This is a genomic window from Rhodococcus aetherivorans (assembly GCF_011058165.1).
GTDB lineage: Bacteria > Actinomycetota > Actinomycetes > Mycobacteriales > Mycobacteriaceae > Rhodococcus > Rhodococcus aetherivorans.
In genome coordinates, this window is the sequence record NZ_JAALEG010000014.1 from 15,256 (window position 1) to 36,268 (window position 21,013).

Sequence of the window (21,013 nt, forward strand, 5' to 3'; positions counted from 1 at the left end):
CCTTCCGCGCGGCCGCGGAAGGGACGCGTCGACGAAGGAGGATCGTGCTCGCCGAACTGCACGTCCACATCGAGGGCACTCTCGAACCGGAGCTGATCTTCGCTCTGGCCGAGCGCAACCGGGTCGCGCTCCCGTACGCCGACCTCGCGGAACTGCGCAGCCGGTACGAGTTCACCGATCTGCAGTCCTTCCTCGACCTGTACTACGCGAACATGCAGGTGCTGCGGACGGCCGAGGACTTCGCCGATCTCGCGCGGGCGTACCTGCGCCGGGCGGCGCAGGCCGGCGTGACGCGGGCCGAGTTCTTCTTCGACCCGCAGGCGCACACGAGCCGCGGCGTGCCGCTGACGGAGGTGGTCGAGGGCCTCGCGGACGCCGTCGCGGCGGGCCGGCGAGAGTTCGGCGTCGATGCGGCGATGATCGCCTCCGTCGTGCGGGACCGGCCCGTGCACGAGGCCGAGGAGGTGTTCGGGGAGCTGCTGCGCCTGTCGGCTCCGATCATCGGGCTGGGTCTGGACTCTGCGGAGGTGGGCTATCCGCCGTCGCTGTTCGAGGACGTGTTCGCCCGCGCCCGCGCCGAGGGCCTGCACACGGTCGCCCATGCGGGAGAGGAGGGCCCGCCCGAATACGTGTGGCAGGCACTGGATCTGCTCGGGGCCGAACGCATCGACCACGGCATCCGATCCCTCGAGGACCCCCTCCTCGTCACGCGCCTCGTGGACGAGCAGATTCCGCTCACGGTCTGTCCGCTGTCCAACGTCCGTTTGCGCGTGGTGGATTCGCTCGAGCGGCATCCGCTGCCGCGCATGCTCGAGGCGGGTCTGCTGGTGACCGTCAACTCCGACGATCCGGCGTACTTCGGCGGGTACGTCGACGACACGTTCGCGGCGCTGCGCGATCGGCTCGGGCTCACGTCCGATCAGCGGGAGACGTTGGCGCGCAATTCGATCGCGGCGTCCTTCGGCTAGCCCGCGGCCTACGGGCCGAGCACGCGGTCCAGGTACGGGTTGGCGAAGGTGCGCTGCGGGTCGACGCGGTCGCGGACGGCGAGGAAGTCGTCGAAGCGCGGATACGTCGTGCGCAGGTCGGCCGCGCTGCGGCCGTGCATCTTGCCCCAGTGCGGCCGTCCGTCCACGGCGCGGGCGATCGCCTCGACCGCATCGAAGTACGCCCGGTGCTCGCGCCGGTGGTACTGGTGCACGGCGAGGTACGCGCTGTCGCGGCCGTGTGCCGTCGACAGCCACACGTCGTCGGCGGCGGCGAAGCGTACCTCGACGGGAAAAGCGACACGGAAGTCGTTGCGGGAGAGCCACGCATCGATCTCGGTGAGCACGTCGGTCACCGAGCCGACGGGTACGGCGTACTCCATCTCCCGGAACCGGACCCGGCGCGGGGAGGCGAAGACGCGATAGCTGCGGTCGACGAATTCCCGCGGCGACAGCGTCCGGGCGGCGAACTCGTTGAGCCGCGGGATGGTCGCGGGGGCGCGGGTCGCGACGCGCTGGACGACCTCGAACATGCCGTTGGCGAGCACCTCGTCGTCGACGAAGCCCCGTACCCGGCCCACCGGGGCGCCGGGCGCGTCGGCGGGCAGCCGGGTGTTGCGCTTGGTGAGCACCCGGTCGGTGTGCGGGAACCAGTAGAACTCGAAGTGGTCGACGGCGAGCCGGTCGCGCTCGAGCACGGCGAGGGTGTCGTGCAGCGTGCCGGGCGCTTCCGCGGCGTGCAGCGCGAAGGCGGGCACGCACTCGAGTGTGATCGTGGCGAGGATGCCGACGGCGCCGAGGCCGAGCCGGGCGGCCTCGTAGAGTTCCGGGTGGTCGTCGGGGGAGCAGTGCACGACGGAACCGTCGGCGAGCACCACGGTGGCGGCGCGGGCGACGGTGGCGAGGCCCCCGAATCGCGCGCCGGTGCCGTGGGTGCCGGTGGACATCGCGCCGGCGAGCGACTGCACGTCGATGTCCCCGAGGTTGGGCACGGCCAGACCCTGGTCCCACAGGAGCCGGTTGAGATCCCGCAGCCGGGTGCCGGCCCGCACGGTGACGAGCGCACCGGCGGAGGTGGGCCGGACGTCCTCGATGCCGGTGAAGCGGTCGAGGGAGACGAGCACGCCGTCGGTGACGGCGGCGCCGCTGAACGAGTGTCCCGCCCCGACCGCCTTGACGCGCAGGCCCCGCTCGGATGCGCGTGCGACGACGGCGGCGATCTCGTCCAGGGATTCCGGAGTCTCGTACGCGCGCGGCGTCGCGGATTCGGTGCGCGCCCAGTTGCGCCAGGTGGCTGCGGGACGGTCGGTGGCCATGGGGCAATCATCGACTTGGACGACCGTCCAGGTCAATAGGGGCCGACGGATCCGGACCGGGTTCTACGATCGGAGGCATGCTGAACCGGTTGCCGGCGGACCAACGTCGAGCCCAACTCGTCGAATCCGCCCTCGCGCTGGCCGAGGGCGGCGGTCTCGGGGCCGTCACAGTGCGTGCCGTCGCCGAGCACGCCGGCGTATCGCTCGGGGTGGTGCACTACTGCTTCGAGAGCAAGGAAGCCCTCGTCGCCGCGATGGGGGAGACGCTGGTGCTCCAGCTCAGCCAGGCGTTGCGCACCGCCTTCACCCTCCCGCAGAACGGGCCGGACCCGCAGGGCCCGCGCGGGCTGCGGCAGCTGCTCTACGCCGGGATCACTGCGATGTGGCCGACGATCGAGGCGACGGCCGACCGTCAGCTGCTCACCTACGAGATCACCACCTATTCGCTGCGCCACCGCGCCGCCGGCGAGCCGCTCGGCGGCAACATCGCCACCGAGCAGTACCGCATCATGGACGTCGAGGCCCAGGCATTTCTCGAGGAGTGCGCCGCCCGCACCGGCACCGAGTGGGTCGAGCCGGTCTCGACCGTCGCGCGCCTGGCGCTGGCCATGCTCGACGGCCTGGTCCTGCGGTGGCTTGTGGATCGTGACAGCGACGCCATCGTCACCGAACTCGACGACATCGCCGCGATCGTCGCCGGCCGGGCCGTGGAAACGACCTGAACCTGGACACAGGTCCAAGTCGGTGCTTGACTGGCCGCGACGACCCGACCTGCCGTGGATTGGACCCCCGCCGTGACCCACCCCCTCGACCGGCTCCACGACGCGACGGCCGACCTGGACCCGCCGCTCGCGGCCGTCGACCTTCCCACACTCCGACGCAACGCCGCCGACCTCGTCCGTCGCGCCGGGGGCACGCCCGTGCGGGTGGCGAGCAAGTCCGTCCGGTGCCGCGCGGTCCTCGAGGAGGTGCTCGGCACCGGCCTCACCGCCGACGGCGGTTTCCGCGGGATCATGGCGTACTCGCTGCGCGAAGCGCTCTGGCTGGTCGAGCGCGGCGCCCGCGACGTGCTCCTGGGATACCCGACCGTCGACCGTGCCGCGCTCGCCGAACTCGCCGGCCGGCCGCACGCCCTCGACGCCGTCACCCTCATGGTCGACTCCGCCGCCCAGCTCGGCATCGTCCGCGACGCCCTCGGCACCGCCCGTGTGCGACCCCGCGTGTGCCTCGACGTGGATGCGTCGCTGCGGCTCGGGCCGGTGCACCTCGGCGTGCGGCGCTCGCCGCTGCGCACGCCCGACGAGGTGGGGCAGCTCGCCCGCTGCGCCACGACCGCCGGCTTCGCCGTCGTCGGAGTGATGTTCTACGAGGCGCAGATCGCCGGTCTGCCCGACACGTCGCTCGCGGTCCGCCTGATCAAGCGCCGGTCGGCCGCCGAGCTGGCCACCCGTCGCAGCGCCGTCGTCGGGGCCGTCCGCGCCGTCGTCGGCGACCTCGAGATCGTCAACAGCGGCGGCACGGGTTCGCTCGAGATCAGTTCCGCGGACCCGGTCGTCACCGAGGTCACCGCCGGCTCCGGCCTCTACGTGCCCACGTTGTTCGACCGATACCGGGCCTTCACACCGCGGCCCGCGCTGTACTTCGCGCTGCCCACGGTGCGCAGGCCCAGTCCCACCATCGCCACGCTCTTCGGTGGCGGTTACATCGCCTCCGGCCCGACGGGTCCGTCCCGGGTACCGCGGCCGGTGCGGCCCGCCGGACTGCGGCTGCTGCGCGCCGAGGGTGCCGGCGAGGTGCAGACCCCGGTCACCGGCCGCGCCGCCGCAGACCTGCCCGTCGGCGGCCGCGTGTGGCTGCGGCATGCCAAGGCGGGGGAGCTGTGCGAGCGGTTCGCGCACCTGCATCTCGTCGACGCCGGCGGCACCCGCACCACCGTCCCCACCTATCGCGGCGAGGGACACTGCTGGTGAGCTACGCCGGTGCCGCGCTGGTGCACAACGCCTTCCAGTCCTGCTCCGTGCGATCGGCGTAGGCGGCGGACCACCGCGCCACCGCCTCGTCGAACACCGTCCCGCGGCCGAGATACCCGGCGACGAACGCGCCGTCCGGGCTCTGGCTGTGGGCGCGGGCGAGCAGCGCTCCGCACAGCCGGCCGTACTGCTCCGATTGTGCGGGCCTGAGCCGTTCCCACTGTACCGATCCCTTCATGTCCCGGAACTGACGGACATAGAAGTCCCGGCGCACGCCGTCGGCACCGGGGACGCCGGTGATCCAGCCGAGAAGCGGATCCGAGTGGGCCTGCAGGATCCGCTGTGCCCCCACGACGCGGGCGCCCTGGCCGTGCGCGATGAGGTCGGCCTCGACCCGGTGCGGGGTCTCCCGGATCCCGCCGTGCGTCTCCAACACCGACCGCCCGGCCTCCTTGACCTGGAGAAACAGCGGCTCGTCGGCCGGGCCGAGCAGCAGGACGAGGAAGCACCGGGTGCCCACGCTGCCCACCCCCACGATCCGCATCGCGAAATCCACGACGCGGTACTGGGAAAGCAGCAGCTGGGCATCCGCCCGCACCGTCGCACGGTAGGACGTGACGATCCGCTCGATGGCGTCGAGTGACCCGATGTCGAGGTGGCGGACGATCGGGGGCTGGTCGACGATGCGCGGAACGCCGTCGGCCGTGGTGACCGTCAGTTTCCTCAGGACCTGTTCCGACGTGCGGCTGCGAGCCTTCTGCACGACGGCTCGTATCGCCTCCGGATTCCGCGACGCCTGCTCGATCTCTTCCGCGTCGACCTGGAAGTAGAACCGCTCGGTGGCCGTCAGGCCGGACAGGAACCGGATGGTCTCGCGGTACGAGCACACCGTCGCGAGGGTCGCGTCCCGGCACTGCTGCTCGGTGCAGCCGGTGTGACGGCCGGCCAGCCATACCGAGGCGGCCAGCCGCTTGACGTCCCATTCCCACGGCGCCGGATACGCCTCGTCGAAGTCGTTGAGATCGAACAGGACCTGTCGCTCCGGCGAGGCGTACAGGCCGAAGTTCGCCAGATGGGCGTCGCCCGAGGCCACCACGTGCGGTCCCGTCACGGCCTCGGTGGACAGGTCCGCCGCCATCGCGGCGGCGCTGCCGCGGTAGTAGGCGAACGGGGACTCCGTCATCCGCTCGTACCGGATCGGCACCAGTTCCGGCAGCCGGGTGCGGTTCTGCTGCTCGAAGATCGCCACGGGGTCGCGGTCGGGGCAACGGAATTCGCCGTGCGCACCGCGGGGCACGCGGGTGCGGGCGGCACGCCCCGCGGCTCGACTGCGCTCGGCGGCGGTAGTCGGTGTCATCCCGCGATTGTGCACCGGCGCACAATGACCGCATGCCCTTTTTCGACGGCAGCACCGGCCGTATCCACTACCGACACTGGCCCGTCGACGGCGCGGCGGCCGCCGTCGTCTTCGCCCACGGGATGCGTCAGCACACCGGCCACTACCACCGCTTCGCGGCGGGCCTGGCGACGCACGGCATCGCGTTGTGGGGCATCGATCTCGCCGGGCACGGTCTGTCCGAGGGCAGCCCCGGCGAACCGGGCGTCCTCGACGACCTGGCTGGGGACCTGCTGCGCGTCGCGGAGGTGGCGGAGCGTGCCGAGCCGGGGATGCCGCTGGTGGTGATGGGGCATTCGCTCGGCGCGGCGACCGCCCTCACGCTGCTGCGCACCGACGCCGGCCGCTTCCGTGGCGCCGTGCTGTGCGGGACGCCGCGCTCGGCGGCCGTGCCCGCGACGGCCGAGATCCTCGCGGGGGCACGCATCCCGCTGCTCGCGGTGCACGGCGCCGACGACCGGCTGGCCCCGATCGACCCCGTGCGGGCCTGGGCCCGGACGATCCCGGCCCTGGACCTGCGCGAGTACCCCGACGCGGGCCACGACCTGCTGCACGAACCGGTGCACCGCACGGTGACGCGCGACGTCGCCGAGTTCGTCCGGACCGTGACCGAAGTGCCGGCCCCCCAACAACAGTGAGCGAATGTATCCCTCACTCGATCAGAGGAGATGAAGGATACATTCGCTCACCATGGGCGTGGCCCTACGAGTAGATGGCCTCGATCGCCGTGCCGTGCGCCTCGTGGATGACGTTGCGCTTGAGCTTGAGCGTCGGGGTCAGCTCGCCGGTCTCGATGGTGAAGTCCACTTCGAGGATCCGGTACTTCTTGATCTGCTCGGGGTTGGAGACCTTCCTGTTGCCCTCGGCCACCGCGGCGTCGATCTCCGCGATCAGGTCGGGGTTCTTCAACAGCTCGGACACCGGGGCGTCGGCCGGAATGCCGTGGCGCTCCTTCCAGCCGGGCAGGGCCTCGGGGTCGAGGGTGATCAGCGCGCCGATGAACGGCTTCGCGTCGCCGACGACGATGACCTGGCTGATCAGCGGATGCGCCCGCAGAGCGTCCTCGAGCACGGCCGGGGCGACGTTCTTGCCGCCGGCGGTGACGATGAGCTCCTTCTTGCGGCCGGTGATGTGGACGAATCCGTCCTCGTCGATATTGCCGATGTCACCGGTGTGGAACCAGCCGTCGACGATCGCTTCGGCGGTGGCCTTCTCGTTCTTCCAGTAGCCGCCGAACACCGCGGGGCCCTTGAGCAGCAGCTCGCCGTCCTCGGCGATCCGCGCGGCGTGCCCGTTGACCGGCCGGCCGACGCTGCCCACCCGCTGGTGCTCGGGGGTGTTGATGGTGACGCCACCGGTGGTCTCGGTCAGGCCGTAGCCCTCGAAGATCGGGATGCCGACGCCGCGGAAGAAGTGGCCCAGGCGTGCGCCGAGGGCTGCGCCGCCGGAAACCGCCTGCTCGCACTCGCCACCGAGGGCCGCGCGCAACTTGCTGTACACCAGCTTGTCGAACACCGCGTGCTTGATCTTCAGGCCCAGACCGGGCCTGCCCTTGTCCAGCGCCTCGCTGTACGCGATGGCGGTATCGGAGGCCTTCTCGAAGATCCGGCCCTTGCCGCCGTCGTACGCCTTCTGCTTGGCCGAGTTGTAGACCTTCTCGAACACGCGCGGCACCGACAGGATGAAGTTCGGCTTGAACTCGCCGAGCTGGTCGAGCAGCGTGGTCAGATCGGAGGTGTGCGCGACGGTGACGCCGTGCTCGAACGCGCCGAACGAGATCTCGCGGGCGAACACGTGCGCGAGCGGCAGGAACAGCAGGGTCCGCTTGCCGCTCACCATGGAGTTCGGCAGGGCGAGCTTGACGGCCGCCGCCTCGGCCCACAGGTTGCTGTGGGTCAGCTGCACACCCTTGGGGCGGCCGGTGGTGCCCGAGGTGTAGATCAGGGTGGCGGGGGACTCGGCACGCACCTGGTGGCGCCGCTCCTCGAGCTGCTCGTCGGTGATCGCCGCGCCGCGCGCGATCAGTTCGTCGACGGCGCCCTTCGCTCCCGCTGCGCCCTCGATCTGCAGGACCTCGCGCAGGGCCGGCGCGGCCTCGGCCACGGCGGCGACCGTCCGCGCGTGGTTGTCGTTCTCCACGACCAGCAGCGATGTCCCCGAGTCCTCGAGGATCCACTGGGCCTGGTCGGCCGAGGAGGTCTCGTAGATCGCGACGGTGCAGCCCCCGGCGGCCCAGATCGCGTAGTCGATGAGGACCCATTCGTAGCGGGTGCTCGACAGGATCGCGACCCGGTCGCCGAGTTCGATCCCGGAGGCCATCAGGCCCTTGGCCACCCCGCGGACCTGGGCGGCGAACTCGGCGGCGGTGACGCTGACCCACCGGCCGTCGACCCTGCGCTCGAACGGCACCCAGGTCGGCGACTCCTTCTCGTGCCGGAAGACGGCGTCCGCCATCGATGCGTCCTCGGGAATCGAGAACGACTGTGGCACGGCAAACTCTCTCACGGTGACCCCTCCATCAATTTTTCACTGGTGGATGTGCATTGCATCACACGAGGACGGAAAACGCAGCAACGGGGGTGCCCGATTTGTAGCCTTTTCGCTCTGACCTGTGAAGATACCTGTTAATGACGGACACGGACAACCGCTGTCCGCGGGTGCGTGCTCAGGCGGGCTCGAGCAGCCGGGCGGCCTCGTCGTCGGAGAGCTGATGGAAGTCGTCGTATGCGGCGCCGACGCTGCCCAGGTCCGCGGGCGTGAACGGGCACACCACCTCGTCGGCCACCGCGCCCACGCGACGCGCCGCCTCCGGGGACGCCACGGGCACCGCCAGCACCACCCGTTCGGCACCGGACTCCCGAGCGGCCAGGCAGGCGACGGCTGCGGTCGCGCCGGTGGCCATGCCGTCGTCGACGAGGACCACCGTGCGTCCCGACAGCGACGTGCGCTCCTTGCCGCCGCGCAGCAGCCGGGCGCGACGGTCGAGTTCGGTGCGTTCACGGGCCTCGATCCGTGCGATCGAGTCCTCGGCCACCCTGCCGATCCGGATGACGTCCTCGTTGAGCACGCGGAATCCGCCCTCGGCGATGGCGCCCATCGCAAGTTCCGGCTGCCACGGCACCCCGAGCTTGCGGACGACGAGCACGTCGAGCGGGGCGTCGAGGGCGCGAGCCACCTCGCGGGCGACGGGGATGCCGCCGCGTGGGAGGGCGAGGACCACGGGGTTCGCGTCGCGCAGGTGGGCGACCGAGCGGGCCAGCCGCCGCCCGGCCTCCGGACGGCCGGAATAACGCATAGGTCGAGTATGCGCCCGGCGGCGGGCGGCCCGGGCGGGTTTGCGTCCGGATCCGGGCCCGCTCAGGCGACGGTGTGCAGGGCTCAGGCGACGGTGTGCAGGGCTCGGGCGGGCCGCAGGGCGTCGAGGAGCGGCTGCCAGGTGGAGGCGTCGCCGCCGCGCCGCTGCCACTCGCCGGCGAGGGTGGTGTCGTCCGTACCGGCGAGGTCGTCGATGGTGTCGACGCCGTGCCGGTACAGGACCTCGGCGGCCAGTTCGACGGTGTCGGCGGCGATGGGGGCCTCGTCGGGGCTGTAGCGGCGACGGTAGTGGCCGACCTTGCCGGCCCACTGGGCGCTGCCGCCGGTCTCCTCGAAGGTGCGCAGGAGCGCGCGGATCCCGTCGCGGCCGGCGTCCGCGCCCTGGGCGGCCCTGTAGGCCCGGTAGCGATCGGTGACGATCCCGGGATCTACGCCTCGGGTGCGGTGCACTGCGTCGAGCAGGCGCAGGGCCAGGTTGTCGGCTGCGTCGGGCATCGGGGCCTCCCGGTGGTGACATGGCGCGGTGGAGCGGTTCCACAGGTGTATCGCTGATGACCGGGCGTGTGTTGCATCACAGAGTTCCTCGGCGTGTCTTCCTCCCCGTCACAGGGGAGGAAGACACGCTCCGGCGCTATCCGAGCTCGCCGTGCAGGTATGCGGCGTAGGCCGGCAGGTCGAGCTGCCCGTGCCCGGACAGTCCGATCACGATCACCTCGGGCCCGGTCACGGTCCGCGCGTACTCGGCGGCCGCCGCGAGGGCGTGGGCCGACTCGGGGGCGGGCACGATGCCCTCGCTGCGGGCGAACTCGACGGCCGCCGCGAAGGCGTCGGTCTGCGCGACGGCCGTGCCCTGCACGTATCCCAGTTCGACGGTGTGGCTGAGCAGCGGCGCCATGCCGTGGTAGCGCAGCCCGCCGGCGTGGATGGGGTCGGGGATGAAGTCCTGACCGAGGGTGTGCATCTTGAGCAGCGGGGTGAGGCCGACGATGTCGCCGTGGTCGTAGCGGTACTCGCCCTGCGTGATGGACGGGCACGCGGCCGGCTCGGCGGCCACCACCCGCGTCGTGGCGCGACCGTGCAGCACCTCGCGCAGGAACGGGAACGACAGGCCGGCCAGGTTGGAGCCGCCGCCGGCGCAGCCGAACACGACGTCGGCCTGCTCCTCGCCGGCGGCGCGCAGCTGGGCGACGGCTTCGAGACCGATCACGGTCTGGTGCAGCACGACGTGGTTGAGCACACTGCCGAGCGCGTACCGGGCGGCGGGGTCGCCGGCGGCGACCTCCACGGCCTCGGACACGGCGATCCCCAGCGAGCCGGGGGTGTCCGGCTGTTCGGCGCGCACCTTGCGGCCGGACGCGGTGAGTTCCGACGGGCTCGAGTGCACGGTGCCGCCGTACACCTCGATGAGGTGCCGGCGGTACGGCTTGGACTCGTACGAGGCGCGCACCTGCCACACCTCGAGATCGATGCCGAACTTGGCGCATGCGAACGACAGCGCGCTGCCCCACTGGCCGGCGCCGGTCTCGGTCGTCAGCTTCTTCACGCCGTCGAGGGAGTTGTAATACGCCTGCGCCAGAGCCGAATTCGTCTTGTGGCTGCCCACCGGGCTCACGCCCTCGTACTTGACGTAGATGCGGGCGGGGGTGCCGAGTGCGCGCTCGAAGGACCGGGCCCGCAGCAGCGGCGTGGTGCGGTAGGTCGCGTACGCCTCCCGGACGGGTTCGGGGATCGCGATGTCGGTCTCGGTGGACAGCTCCTGCTCGATCAGGCCGGCGGCGAACAGCGGTTCGAGGTCGGCGGCCGTGACCGGTTCCCTGGTGCCGGGATGCAGGTGCGGCGGCGGGGCGTCGGGCAGATCTCCCGCGATGTTGTACCAGTGGGTGGGAATGCTGACGAGCTCCGGCACCGGAAGGTCCTTTCGTCTGTCGAGAGTGGAACCGGTTCAGTGTGCCCCCCGTCGCACGTGGCCCGTCCGGCGGAGGGCTCGCGGTGTCGACAGAAATATGTAGACCGGTCTATTATTTTGCCGTGACCACCAAGGGAGCACGCACGAAGGCGCGCATGATCGACACCACGCTGGAGCTGATCCAGACCCGCGGCTACTACGGCACCGGCCTCGCCCGCATCACCGACGCCTCCGGTGCGCCCCGGGGCTCGGTGTACTTCCATTTCCCCGGCGGCAAGGACGAGCTCGTCGTGGCGGCGCTGGACCGGGTGGGTGCGGAGTTCACCGGCCTGCTCGAGGCGCTGCTGGCCGAGGGGCGGACCGCCGCCGAGATCGTCGCCGCGGTGTTCGACGACCTCGCCGCCCGGCTCGGGCGATCCGGGTTCGCGGCCGGCTGCGCCGTCGCCTCCGTCGCCGTCGACGCCGCCACCGACAACCCCGTTCTGCAGCAGAGCTGCGCCCGCGTCTACGAGTCGTGGCGGGTGGTCCTCGAGCGGGTGCTCGCCCGCGACGGGATGCCCGATGCCGCCCGGCTCGCCGGGGTGATCGTCAGCCTCGTCGAGGGCGCGACCACCGTTGCCCGTGCCCGGCACGACGTGGCCCCTCTGGTGGACGCCCGTGCCGTCGCGCTCGACCTCCTCGGATCCGCGCGATGAGCGCCGCGGTGGTCTTCGGCGCGACGGGGTTCATCGGCCGCGGCCTGCTGCGGGAACTGCTCACCGACCCGGACGGCGACGATCTCGTCGTCGCGGCGGTGCGGACCGCGGAGTCGGGGGCGCGGCTGCGCGACCGGCTCGTGTCCGGCGGGGTGCCGCTGGACCGGCTCTCGGTCCATGTGTTCGATCCGGGCTCCGCCGAGCTCGTCCTGGATCCCGTGGCGGCGGACGTGCGCGACGTCTACAACCTCGCCGCCGCGTTCGCCTTCGGGATGACGGCCCGGGCGGCGCGTGAGGTGAATGTGGTTCTGGCCGAGAAGATCACCCGATTCGCGGCCGCTGCCGGCGCGCGCCGGCTGGTGCACGTCAGCGGTTACCGCGTCGCGGCGTACCCGGCCGTGCCGGCGCCGTGGCCGCCCCGGCACCGGCGCCGGATCTACCGGAGGTTCGGCGCATACGAGGCGTCGAAGATCGAGGCCGATGCGGTGGTGCGTGCACTCGCCGCGGAGCTCGGGGTCCCCCTCACGGTGGTCAACCCCGGGACGGTGATCGGCGACTCCCGGACCGGGGAGGCCGATCAGTACCTGGGTCTCGCGGAGCTGGTCGTGCAGCTCGCCCGCGGGCAGCTGCGCGCCGTGCCCGGCTCGCGGCGCACCGTGCTGCCCGTCGTCACCATCGACCACCTCGCGCGCTTCCTGGCGCTGATGCCGCGGGACCCGGAGACGGCGGGGCGGGCCTACTGGGTCCTCGACGACGCCACGCCGCCGCTGCCCGAGCTGGTCGCGCTGGTCGCCGACGAACTCGGGGTGGCCGCGCCGCGCCTGCGGATACCCGTCGCGGCGCTGTGGGCTCTGCCGGCCCGCCTGACCGGGGCGGAGAAGGAGACCCTGAGTTTTCTCAGCGCCGACACCTATCCGACGGCGCCCGCCACCGCCCTCGCGCGCCGGCACGGGCTCGAGTACCCGCCGGTGCGGCCGGCGCTGCGGCTGTGGGCCCGCCACGTGGCGGCGACGGCACCGGATGCGGCGTCCGGATAGGGTGGTCGGGGACCCTTGTCCGGCGCTGTGGAAGGGTCATGGCCGTCCATCCGATAAACTGCAGGTCAAATGAGTGATACTGTGCAAGACCCCGAAGCCGACACCGCTACCCCCACGTTCGCCGATCTGGACATCGACGCCCGTGTGCTGCAAGCGCTTTCGGATGTGGGCTACGAGACCCCGTCGCCGATCCAGGCGGCCACCATCCCGCCGCTGCTGGAGGGGCGCGACGTCGTCGGTCTCGCGCAGACCGGCACCGGCAAGACCGCCGCGTTCGCGGTGCCGATCCTGTCGCGGATCGACACCGCGGTGAAGCGGCCCCAGGCACTGGTCCTGGCTCCCACCCGTGAGCTCGCCCTGCAGGTCGCGGAGGCTTTCGGTAAGTACTCGGCGCACATCCCGGGTCTGCACGTGCTGCCCATCTACGGTGGCCAGAGCTACGGCGTGCAGCTGTCCGGGCTGCGCCGTGGCGCGCACGTCATCGTGGGCACCCCCGGACGTGTGATCGATCACCTCGCCAAGGGCACCCTCGACATCTCCGAGCTCGAGTTCCTCGTGCTCGACGAGGCCGACGAGATGCTCACCATGGGCTTCCAGGAGGACGTCGAACGGATCCTCGCCGACACCCCGGAGACCAAGCAGGTCGCGCTGTTCTCGGCGACCATGCCGGGCGCGATCCGCCGGCTGTCCAAGCAGTACCTGCACGACCCGGTCGAGATCACGGTCAAGTCGAAGACGACGACGTCGGCGAACATCACCCAGCGCTGGGTGCTCGTGTCGCACCAGCGCAAGCTCGACGCCCTGACCCGGATCCTCGAGGTCGAGCAGTTCGAGGCGATGATCCTCTTCGTCCGTACGAAGCAGGCCACCGAGGACCTCGCGGAGCGGCTGCGGGCCCGCGGTTTCTCGGCCGCCGCGATCAACGGTGACATCGTGCAGGCCCAGCGCGAACGCACCATCGGCCAGCTCAAGAGCGGTGCGCTGGACATCCTCGTCGCGACGGACGTGGCGGCCCGCGGTCTGGACGTCGACCGCATCAGCCACGTCGTGAACTACGACATCCCGCACGACACCGAGTCCTACGTGCACCGCATCGGCCGCACCGGCCGCGCCGGGCGCAGCGGTGACGCCCTGCTGTTCGTCGCCCCCCGCGAGCGGCATCTGCTCAAGGCGATCGAGCGGGCCACCCGGCAGCCGCTCACCGAGATCCAGCTGCCGTCGGTGGAGGATGTCAACGCCCAGCGCGTCGAGAAGTTCAACGATTCGATCACCGAGGCGCTCACGTCGGATCACCTGTCGCTGTTCCGCACGTTCGTCGAGGACTACGAGCGCGAGCACGACGTGCCCCTCGCCGACATCGCGGCGGCGCTGGCCGTGCTCTCCCGCGACGGGGAGTCGTTCCTCATGGAGGCCGAACCCGAGCCCGTGGCGCCGCCGCGGCGGGAACGCGAGCCGCGGGAGCGGCCGCCGCGCCGGTTCGACGACGACGGTGCGTCACGCGTCGGGCGCGACGGGCAGGAAATGGCGACCTACCGCATCGCCGTGGGTAAGCGGCACCGGGTGGTGCCCGGCGCGATCGTCGGCGCCATCGCCAACGAGGGCGGCCTGCGCCGCAGCGACTTCGGGCACATCAGCATCCGCCCGGACCACAGCCTCGTCGAGCTGCCGAAGGACCTGTCGCCGGAGACGCTCGAGGCGTTGCGCGGCACCCGCATCTCCGGGGTGCTCATCCAGCTGCAGCCCGACAGCGGCGCACCGGCGGGTCGGCCGTCGACCTACCGTCAGCGCGACGACCGCGGCGAACGCCGTCAGGGTGAGCGCAAGGAGTACGGCGGCAAGAAGGACTGGGGCGATCGCGGCGGCCGCAACAAGGACTTCGGTGGGCGCGGCGACCGGTTCGGCGACAAGCCGAACCGCGGATTCCGTGAACGCTCCGGCGAGCGCGGGCAGTCCGGTGGACACGGCTCGGGCGGCCACAGCAGCGGCTACCGCGGGCGCGACTGAGCACAGCGGCGGCTACCGCGGGCGCGACTGAGCACAGCGGCGGCCACCGCGGGCGCGACTGAGCACAGCGGCGGGGCTCACATCTTCCCGTACCGCGCGAGGACGAAGCAGTACGCGCCGTACGCGGCGATACCGAGGCCGGCCGCGACGAGCAGGATCTGACCGAACGGGGCGGTGCCCAGCGTCTTGAGGGCACCGTCCAGTCCCGTCGCCTTGGACGGATCGGTGGTGAACGTCGCGACGAGGACCAGGACGCCGGCGCCGGCGATCGCCAGGCCCTTCGCGACGTACCCGACGGCGCCGAGCGGCTCGGCGTACCGGGGCAACCGCGCCCGGTGCAGGTCGTCGAGGAACTTCTTCGCCGCGCCCTTGTAGACGTGGTAGGCGCCGATTCCGATGATCACCAGCCCGGCCGCGACGAGCAGGACCTTGCCGCCTCCGGACTGCATCAAGCGAGCACTGAGTCCGGCGTTCTGTTCACCGCTCGACTTGCCGGTGCCCCGCGCGAACTGGAACGCGGCCAGTGCCAGCGCCAGGTACGCCACGGCGACGCCGACGGTCTTGACCCGGTCCAGGGCGGACGGTTTCTCGACGTCCGAACGTTTGCCCACTGCGGCCTCGACCAGACGCCACAGTGCCAGCGCCGTGAGCGTCACGGCCAGGATCCACAGGACGATCCGGCCGCCGGGCTGGGCGGCGAGCTCGCCGAGGGCACCGGACTGATCGGCACTGGCCGGATCGCCGAACGCGACCTGGACGACGATGTAGGCGATCAGCAGGTGCACGACCCCGCTCGCGGCCTGTCCGACCCGCGCCACCTTCTCGAACATCGGGTGCTGGGCAGCGCCCGCAGCTCCCGTGCTGGTCTGTTGTCCGGTCACGCGACGGCCTCCAGGATCTCGCGGCGACGGCGCCGGGGCGCCCCGGCAGTGGTGCCTACGGCGAGCCTATCGCGCCGGCGGGGCGTCGTCCGGGTTCGCCGGCGCCGGCTACCGGACCCTGCCGGCCAGGACGTCGGCGGTGGCGCCGTCGACGGATTCGCGGATGATGTCGGCGTGGCCGGCGTGCCGGGCCCATTCCTCGATCTGATGCAGGACCAGGAACCGCACGGAGAGCGGCACGCCCTGGTCCAGCCATCGGGCGATGTCCGCCGGCAGGTCCACCACCCGGCCCAGGTCCGGGTCCGCCCGCAGCACGTCGGCGAAGCGGGCCGCGACTGTGTCGAGCCGGGCGAGCTGATCCGCGACGGTCTCGTCGTCGCGCACCGCCCACCCGGCTGTCCACGCCGCCACCGGGTCCGGCTCGCGGCTCTGCGTCCCGGCGATGCGGTCGGCGGCGGCGACCTCGCCGTCGATCACATGGTTCAACAGCGACGCCAGGCTCATCGCGGAGGCGCTGGGCACGCTGCGCGCCTGGTCCTCGGTCAGGCCGGACAGTGCGTTGCGGAACGCGGCGCGCTGATTGTCGAGAAGCAGGAGCAGCAGATCGGTCTCGTTCGTCGTCATGCGCCCAGTGTGGGAGCCATTGCGGACACCCGCGGTCCTGAATCGGCGAACTGGGTGCGGTACAACTCGCCGTAACGCCCGCCGGCGGCGAGCAGCTCGGAATGGGTGCCGCGCTCGACGATGCGTCCGGCCTCGACCACGAGAATCAGATCCGCCGCGCGGACCGTGGACAACCTGTGTGCGATCACCACGGAGGTCCGTCCGGCCAGCGCCTCCGTGAGCGCCTCCTGCACGGCAGCCTCCGACGTCGAGTCCAGGTGCGCGGTGGCCTCGTCGAGGATGACCACCCGCGGGTGGGCGAGCAGCAGCCGCGCAATGGTCAGCCGCTGGCGCTCACCGCCGGAGAGCCGGTACCCGCGCTCGCCGACGACGGTGTCCAGGCCGTCGGGCAGGGAGCGGATCAGGTCGGTGAGCCGGGCCCGGCCCAGCACCTCCCACAGCTCGTCCTCGGTTGCCTCCGGGCGGGCCAGGAGCAGATTCGCCCGCACGCTCTCGTGGAACAGGTGCCCGTCCTGGGTGACCATGCCGACGGTCCCGCGGATCGACGCGGTGGTGAGCCGGCGCACGTCGACCCCGCCGAGCAGCACGGATCCGGAGTCGGTGTCGTAGAGCCGCGGCACCAGTTGCGCGATCGTGGACTTGCCGGCGCCGGAGGAGCCCACCAGGGCCACCATCTGCCCGGGCTCGGCCCGGAAGCTCACGTCGTGCAGGACCGGTGCGCCGCCGCGGGTGTCGAGCGTGGCCACCTCCTCCAGCGACGCCAGCGAGACCTTGTCGGCGGCGGGGTATGCGAAATCCACGTGCCGGAACTCGACGGCGACCGGGCCGTCGGGGACGGGGCGGGCGTCGGGGGCCTCCTCGATCAGCGGCCGCAGGTCGAGCACCTCGAAGACCCGCTCGAAGCTCACCATCGCGCTCATCACGTCGACGCGGGCGCTCGCGAGTGCCGTCAGCGGCGAGTACAGGCGCGTCAGCAGCATCGCCATCGCCACGACGGCACCCGGCTCGAGCTGGCCGCGCAGCGCGTAGAAGCCGCCGAGGCCGTAGACGAGGGCCAGCGCGAGGGCGGACACGAGGGTCAGGGCTGTGACGAACACCGACTGCAGCATCGCCGTCTTCACCCCGATGTCGCGCACCCGGCGGGCGCGGACGGCGAACTCCGACGACTCCTGCGACGGCCGGCCGAACAGCTTCACCAGCGTCGCGCCGGGCGCGGAGAATCGCTCCGTCATCTGGGTGCTCATCACCGAATTGTGGTTGGCCGCTTCACGATTCAGGCGCGCCAGCCGCACGCCCATGTGCCGGGCGGGCACCACGAAGATCGGCAGCAGCAACAGCGCGAGCAACGTGATCTGCCAGGAGATCCCGATCATCACCACGAGCGTGATCGCGAGGGTGACGAGGTTGCCGACCACGCCGGACAGGGTGTCACTGAACGCCCGTTGGGCGCCGATGACGTCGCTGTTGAGCCGGCTGACAAGGGCGCCGGTGCGGGTGCGGGTGAAGAACGCAATGGGCATGCGCTGCACGTGGTCGAACACGGTGGTGCGCAGGTCGAGGATGAGGTCCTCGCCGATGCTCGCGGACAGCCAGCGGTTCAGGATGCCGAGCCCGGCCTCGACGACGGCGATGGCGGCGATCAGCACCGCCAGCCACGTGATCACCGAGAGGTCGGCGCGGTCGACGATGGCGTCGATCACCCGGCCGGCGAGGACCGGGGTGGCCACGCCGAGTGCGGCGATCACCACGCTCAGCAGCAGGTACATGCCGATGTTGCGGCGGTGGGGGCGGGCGAACTCGGCGATCCGGCGCAGGCTGGCGCGCGAGAACGGACGCCGGTCGCTCTGCGCGTGCATCGCGTTGTACATCGCGTTCCACGCGGTCACTTCCATGCTCATGCGGGAGCCTCCTGAAGTCGGTCGCCCGACCGTAGAACCTCGAGTGGACTCGAGGTCAAGCGTAGGTGCGCGGACTGCTGCGGGCTCGCGAGGCCGGCACCGAGTCTGCCCGTTCGTGTAGAACCCGCCACCGGATTCTGCACGTGACCTCCGACAGGGCCCGTCGTCACGGCCGCGCACGTAGGGTCGGAGCATGGCACCGAAGATCGCAACGGCGGACCGCGTGGACCGCGACCGGCTGCTCGAATTCGTCCGCCCGCGCCACCGCGGCACCCTGGTCACCACCCGGTCCGACGGCCGGCTGCAGATGTCCCCGGTCACGTGCGGGCTGGACGACGCCGGCCGCATCGTGATCGCGACCTACCCGGAACGCGCCAAGGTCGTCAACATCCGCCGCCGCCCGGCCGTGTCGATCCTGATCCACTCCGACGACTGGAACGGGCCCTACGTCCAGGTCGACGGCACCGCCGAGGTGATCGACCTGCCGGACTCGGTCGAGCCCCTCGTCGAGTACTTCCGCGCCGTCGCCGGGGAGCACCCCGACTGGGACGAGTACCGGGAGGCGATGCGCACGCAGGGCAAGTCGCTGATCCGCATCACCGTCGAGGACTGGGGTCCGGTCGCGACGGGCGGTTTCCCGCCCGGCCGGGCCTGAGCCGCCCGATCAGCGAGCGACGTCGACGACCAGCCGCGTCGGGTTCGTCAGCGCGTACACGGCGAACGGCGTGTTCGGCTCCGCGACGCCGACGAACGACTGGGTCACGCCCTCGAAGACGCCGGAGCCGTTGACCTCGACGACCGAGCCGCCCGGCTGCGCGAGCACCGGGTTGGGGCCGGAGTACGGTTCGACCCCGCTGTCGAACGGATACGCGGACCCGTCGATGAGCACCTGCAGGATCGCGCCGCCGGCGACGGCCACGTCGTTGCCGCTGCCGTCCTGCACCGCCCGGTCGACGTATCCGACGCGCCACCCCGGGGTGCCGGTGCCGCCCATCTCGTACACGACCCGGTCGAAGTTCTCGTGCCGGCCGGTGCGGATGTCGGTGACGGTCAGCTTCGCGCCGGCCGAGGCGGGCGACGTCTTGTCCGATGCGTCGGTCGGCGCGGGCTCGGGGGTCGGCGACGAGTCGGCGGACCCCGACCCCGACGAGATCGTGGAGGTGGCGGTGCTCGCCGACGCGGACGGTGCCGGGCTGTCGGCGTCCGAGCAGCCCGCAAGTACCAGCGCGGCGGCGGTGACGGCGAAGGCGATCCGGGCGTGCTTCATGAGCAAGATGTTACGGCTGTGACGGCCCGGTCTCCGGGAGGCGTGCCTCACCCGAGCAGTTCGCGCAGGTAGGCGACATCCTCGGCGATCCCCTCCGCCGGGGTCTCGAGGACGATCGGCGCGTCCGCGGCCCGGCACACCGCCACCAGCAGGCCGGGGTCGATCGTGCCGGCGGCGATGTTGGCGTGCCGGTCCCGGCCGGAGCCGAAGCCGTCGCGGGAATTGTTCAGGTGCACCAGATCGATCCGGCCGGTCGCGGCCCGTACCCGCTCGACGACGTCGACGAGGTCCTCGCCGCCCGCCCACGCGTGGCAGGTGTCGAGGCAGAAGCCCACGTCGTAGTCGCCGACGGCATCCCACAACCGCGCGATCGCATCCACGTGCCGGGCCATCGCGAACTCGCCCCCGGCGGTGTTCTCGATCAGGACGGGCACCGCGAACCCGCCCTTGTCCTCCTGTCGCTCGAACAGCTTGCGCCAGTTCTCCACGCCCGCGGCGACCTCCTCGCCGGACCGGACGTGGCCGCCGTGCACCACCAGGCCGAAGGCGCCGATCCGGGCGGCCGCCTCGGCGTGCTCGGCCACGGCCTTGCGCGACGGCATCCGCAGCCGGTTGTTCGTGCTGGCCACGTTGATCACGTAGGGGGAGTGCACCACCACCGCGACGTCGGAATCGCGGATCTGTTCCTCCCGGGGGTGCGGGCCCGGCTTCGTCCACTGCTGGGGATCGCCGAGGAACAGTTGCACCAGGTCTGCGCCGACGCGTTCGCCGCAGCCGATCGGATCGTCGTCCTGCCGGACGTGTGCTCCTATCCGCATGGTCTCGACGGTAGCGCCCGGCGGCGACGCAGGAGAACCTCACCGGGACGTCACCGGGCGCACCCTGAGAACCGTCCGGCGCGGAATCCGGGACGTCCCCGATGGTGCCCTGTCGGAAAAGTCAGGAAGATGGTGGGCATGCCAGCCCACACCGCCACTGCCGCGCGCGCAATCGACCTGAGAAAGATCTACGGAACCGGTGAGACCGCCGTCCACGCCCTCGACGGGGTGAACGCGGAGTTCGCGGCGGGGGAGTTCACCGCCATCATGGGTCCCTCGGGTTCGGGGAAGTCGACGCTGATGCACTGCCTCGCCGGCCTCGACACCGCCACGTCCGGTTCGGTGGTCCTCGGCGACACGGACCTGACCGACCTGTCGGACAAACAGATGACGCAGCTGCGGCGCGACCGCATCGGCTTCGTCTTCCAGGCGTTCAACCTGGTGCCCACGCTCACTGCACTCGAGAACATCACGCTGCCCGTCGACATCGCCGGCCGCAAGGTCGACCGCGAATGGCTGGACACCGTCGTGAACCGCCTGGGACTCGGCGACCGGCTCGACCACCGGCCCGGGGAGTTGTCCGGCGGTCAGCAGCAGCGCGTGGCGTGCGCCCGCGCGCTCGCCGGCCGGCCCGAGATCATCTTCGGCGACGAGCCCACCGGCAACCTCGATTCCCGTTCCTCGGGCGAGGTGATGTCGATCCTGCGGGCCGCGGTCGACGAGTTCGGGCAGACGGTCGTGATCGTCACCCACGATCCGCGTGCGGCCAGCTACGCGGATCGGGTGGTGTTCCTCGCGGACGGGCGCATCGTCGACGAGATGCGCGACCCGACCGCCGACTCGGTCCTCGACCGGATGAAGCAGTTCGACGCCGTCGCCGTTCCCACGGCGAAGTAGGGC

At 71.6% G+C, this 21,013-nt stretch carries 20 protein-coding genes; 9 read left to right on the plus strand and 11 right to left on the minus strand.

The window, feature by feature from the left end; genetic code table 11:
• Positions 1 to 44 precede the first annotated feature (44 nt).
• Entirely contained in the window at positions 45 to 968 is a 924-nt protein-coding gene (locus G6039_RS08425; protein WP_029542515.1) for an adenosine deaminase, read from the plus strand.
• Positions 969 to 976: 8 nt separating this feature from the next.
• On the opposite strand, the gene G6039_RS08430 is transcribed toward G6039_RS08425, so the two are convergent.
• Positions 977 to 2,302, minus strand: coding sequence for a D-arabinono-1,4-lactone oxidase (locus tag G6039_RS08430; RefSeq protein WP_029542516.1), 1,326 nt, complete (start codon positions 2,300 to 2,302; stop codon positions 977 to 979).
• A gap of 77 nt (positions 2,303 to 2,379) precedes the next feature.
• Between G6039_RS08430 and G6039_RS08435 the strand changes: the two genes are divergently transcribed.
• Together G6039_RS08435 and G6039_RS08440 are read left to right on the plus strand one after the other, a co-directional pair.
• Positions 2,380 to 3,024 carry a TetR/AcrR family transcriptional regulator gene (locus G6039_RS08435; RefSeq protein ID WP_029542519.1) on the plus strand — a complete coding sequence of 215 codons (645 nt, stop codon included), beginning with the start codon at positions 2,380 to 2,382 and terminating at the stop codon, positions 3,022 to 3,024.
• A gap of 72 nt (positions 3,025 to 3,096) precedes the next feature.
• Positions 3,097 to 4,272 (plus strand): amino acid deaminase/aldolase, encoded by a 1,176-nt coding sequence (locus tag G6039_RS08440; protein WP_029542520.1) that lies wholly within the window; start codon positions 3,097 to 3,099, stop codon positions 4,270 to 4,272.
• A 1-nt stretch (position 4,273) separates the two neighbouring features.
• Here the strand turns inward: G6039_RS08440 and G6039_RS08445 are convergent, their stop codons facing one another.
• Complete coding sequence (locus G6039_RS08445) at positions 4,274 to 5,629, minus strand: DUF2252 domain-containing protein (RefSeq protein WP_029542522.1); 1,356 nt, start codon at positions 5,627 to 5,629, stop codon at positions 4,274 to 4,276.
• 32 nt (positions 5,630 to 5,661) lie between these two features.
• On the opposite strand from G6039_RS08445, the gene G6039_RS08450 reads away from it, so the two are divergent.
• On the plus strand, positions 5,662 to 6,306 hold the full coding sequence (locus G6039_RS08450; RefSeq protein WP_029542524.1) for an alpha/beta hydrolase: 645 nt from the start codon (positions 5,662 to 5,664) through the stop codon (positions 6,304 to 6,306).
• Between the two features lie 64 nt (positions 6,307 to 6,370).
• Here G6039_RS08450 and G6039_RS08455 read toward each other — a convergent pair whose 3' ends face one another.
• The 4 genes from G6039_RS08455 to G6039_RS08470 form a co-directional block, all read right to left on the minus strand.
• Positions 6,371 to 8,173, minus strand: a complete 1,803-nt coding sequence (locus G6039_RS08455; protein WP_029542526.1) for an AMP-dependent synthetase/ligase — start codon at positions 8,171 to 8,173, stop codon at positions 6,371 to 6,373.
• A 160-nt stretch (positions 8,174 to 8,333) separates the two neighbouring features.
• Positions 8,334 to 8,963 carry a phosphoribosyltransferase gene (locus tag G6039_RS08460; protein ID WP_006938688.1) on the minus strand — a complete coding sequence of 210 codons (630 nt, stop codon included), beginning with the start codon at positions 8,961 to 8,963 and terminating at the stop codon, positions 8,334 to 8,336.
• Positions 8,964 to 9,046: 83 nt separating this feature from the next.
• Complete coding sequence (locus tag G6039_RS08465; protein ID WP_006938685.1) at positions 9,047 to 9,478, minus strand: hypothetical protein; 432 nt, start codon at positions 9,476 to 9,478, stop codon at positions 9,047 to 9,049.
• A gap of 136 nt (positions 9,479 to 9,614) precedes the next feature.
• Positions 9,615 to 10,889: a TrpB-like pyridoxal phosphate-dependent enzyme gene (locus tag G6039_RS08470; RefSeq protein WP_006938673.1), complete on the minus strand. Its 1,275-nt coding sequence runs from the start codon at positions 10,887 to 10,889 to the stop codon at positions 9,615 to 9,617.
• A 122-nt stretch (positions 10,890 to 11,011) separates the two neighbouring features.
• Between G6039_RS08470 and G6039_RS08475 the strand changes: the two genes are divergently transcribed.
• The 3 genes from G6039_RS08475 (at position 11,012) to G6039_RS08485 (ending at position 14,625) form a co-directional block, all read left to right on the plus strand.
• The gene (locus G6039_RS08475; protein ID WP_029542529.1) at positions 11,012 to 11,584 is read left to right on the plus strand and encodes a TetR/AcrR family transcriptional regulator; all 573 of its coding nucleotides are present in this window, start codon (positions 11,012 to 11,014) and stop codon (positions 11,582 to 11,584) included.
• Entirely contained in the window at positions 11,581 to 12,621 is a 1,041-nt protein-coding gene (locus G6039_RS08480) for an SDR family oxidoreductase (protein ID WP_029542531.1), read from the plus strand. Before G6039_RS08475 ends, G6039_RS08480 begins: the two co-directional genes overlap by 4 nt.
• A gap of 69 nt (positions 12,622 to 12,690) precedes the next feature.
• Complete coding sequence (locus G6039_RS08485) at positions 12,691 to 14,625, plus strand: DEAD/DEAH box helicase (RefSeq protein ID WP_029542533.1); 1,935 nt, start codon at positions 12,691 to 12,693, stop codon at positions 14,623 to 14,625.
• Positions 14,626 to 14,702: 77 nt separating this feature from the next.
• On the opposite strand, the gene G6039_RS08490 is transcribed toward G6039_RS08485, so the two are convergent.
• From G6039_RS08490 to G6039_RS08500, 3 genes are all read right to left on the minus strand, one after another.
• Positions 14,703 to 15,506 (minus strand): DUF1206 domain-containing protein, encoded by an 804-nt coding sequence (locus G6039_RS08490; RefSeq protein WP_029542535.1) that lies wholly within the window; start codon positions 15,504 to 15,506, stop codon positions 14,703 to 14,705.
• Between the two features lie 108 nt (positions 15,507 to 15,614).
• Positions 15,615 to 16,130, minus strand: coding sequence for a mycothiol transferase (locus G6039_RS08495; protein WP_006938667.1), 516 nt, complete (start codon positions 16,128 to 16,130; stop codon positions 15,615 to 15,617).
• On the minus strand, positions 16,127 to 18,028 hold the full coding sequence (locus G6039_RS08500) for an ABC transporter ATP-binding protein (protein ID WP_006938666.1): 1,902 nt from the start codon (positions 18,026 to 18,028) through the stop codon (positions 16,127 to 16,129). The genes G6039_RS08495 and G6039_RS08500 overlap by 4 nt, the downstream gene beginning before the upstream one ends.
• 193 nt (positions 18,029 to 18,221) lie before the next feature.
• Between G6039_RS08500 and G6039_RS08505 the strand changes: the two genes are divergently transcribed.
• The gene (locus G6039_RS08505) at positions 18,222 to 18,683 is read left to right on the plus strand and encodes a PPOX class F420-dependent oxidoreductase (RefSeq protein WP_006938665.1); all 462 of its coding nucleotides are present in this window, start codon (positions 18,222 to 18,224) and stop codon (positions 18,681 to 18,683) included.
• Between the two features lie 9 nt (positions 18,684 to 18,692).
• Here G6039_RS08505 and G6039_RS08510 read toward each other — a convergent pair whose 3' ends face one another.
• Positions 18,693 to 19,295, minus strand: a complete 603-nt coding sequence (locus tag G6039_RS08510; RefSeq protein WP_006938664.1) for an AMIN-like domain-containing (lipo)protein — start codon at positions 19,293 to 19,295, stop codon at positions 18,693 to 18,695.
• A 47-nt stretch (positions 19,296 to 19,342) separates the two neighbouring features.
• Positions 19,343 to 20,113 (minus strand): deoxyribonuclease IV, encoded by a 771-nt coding sequence (locus G6039_RS08515; RefSeq protein ID WP_006938663.1) that lies wholly within the window; start codon positions 20,111 to 20,113, stop codon positions 19,343 to 19,345.
• A 138-nt stretch (positions 20,114 to 20,251) separates the two neighbouring features.
• Here G6039_RS08515 and G6039_RS08520 point away from each other — a divergent pair, with 138 nt between their 5' ends.
• Entirely contained in the window at positions 20,252 to 21,010 is a 759-nt protein-coding gene (locus tag G6039_RS08520) for an ABC transporter ATP-binding protein (protein WP_029542537.1), read from the plus strand.
• Positions 21,011 to 21,013 lie beyond the last annotated feature (3 nt).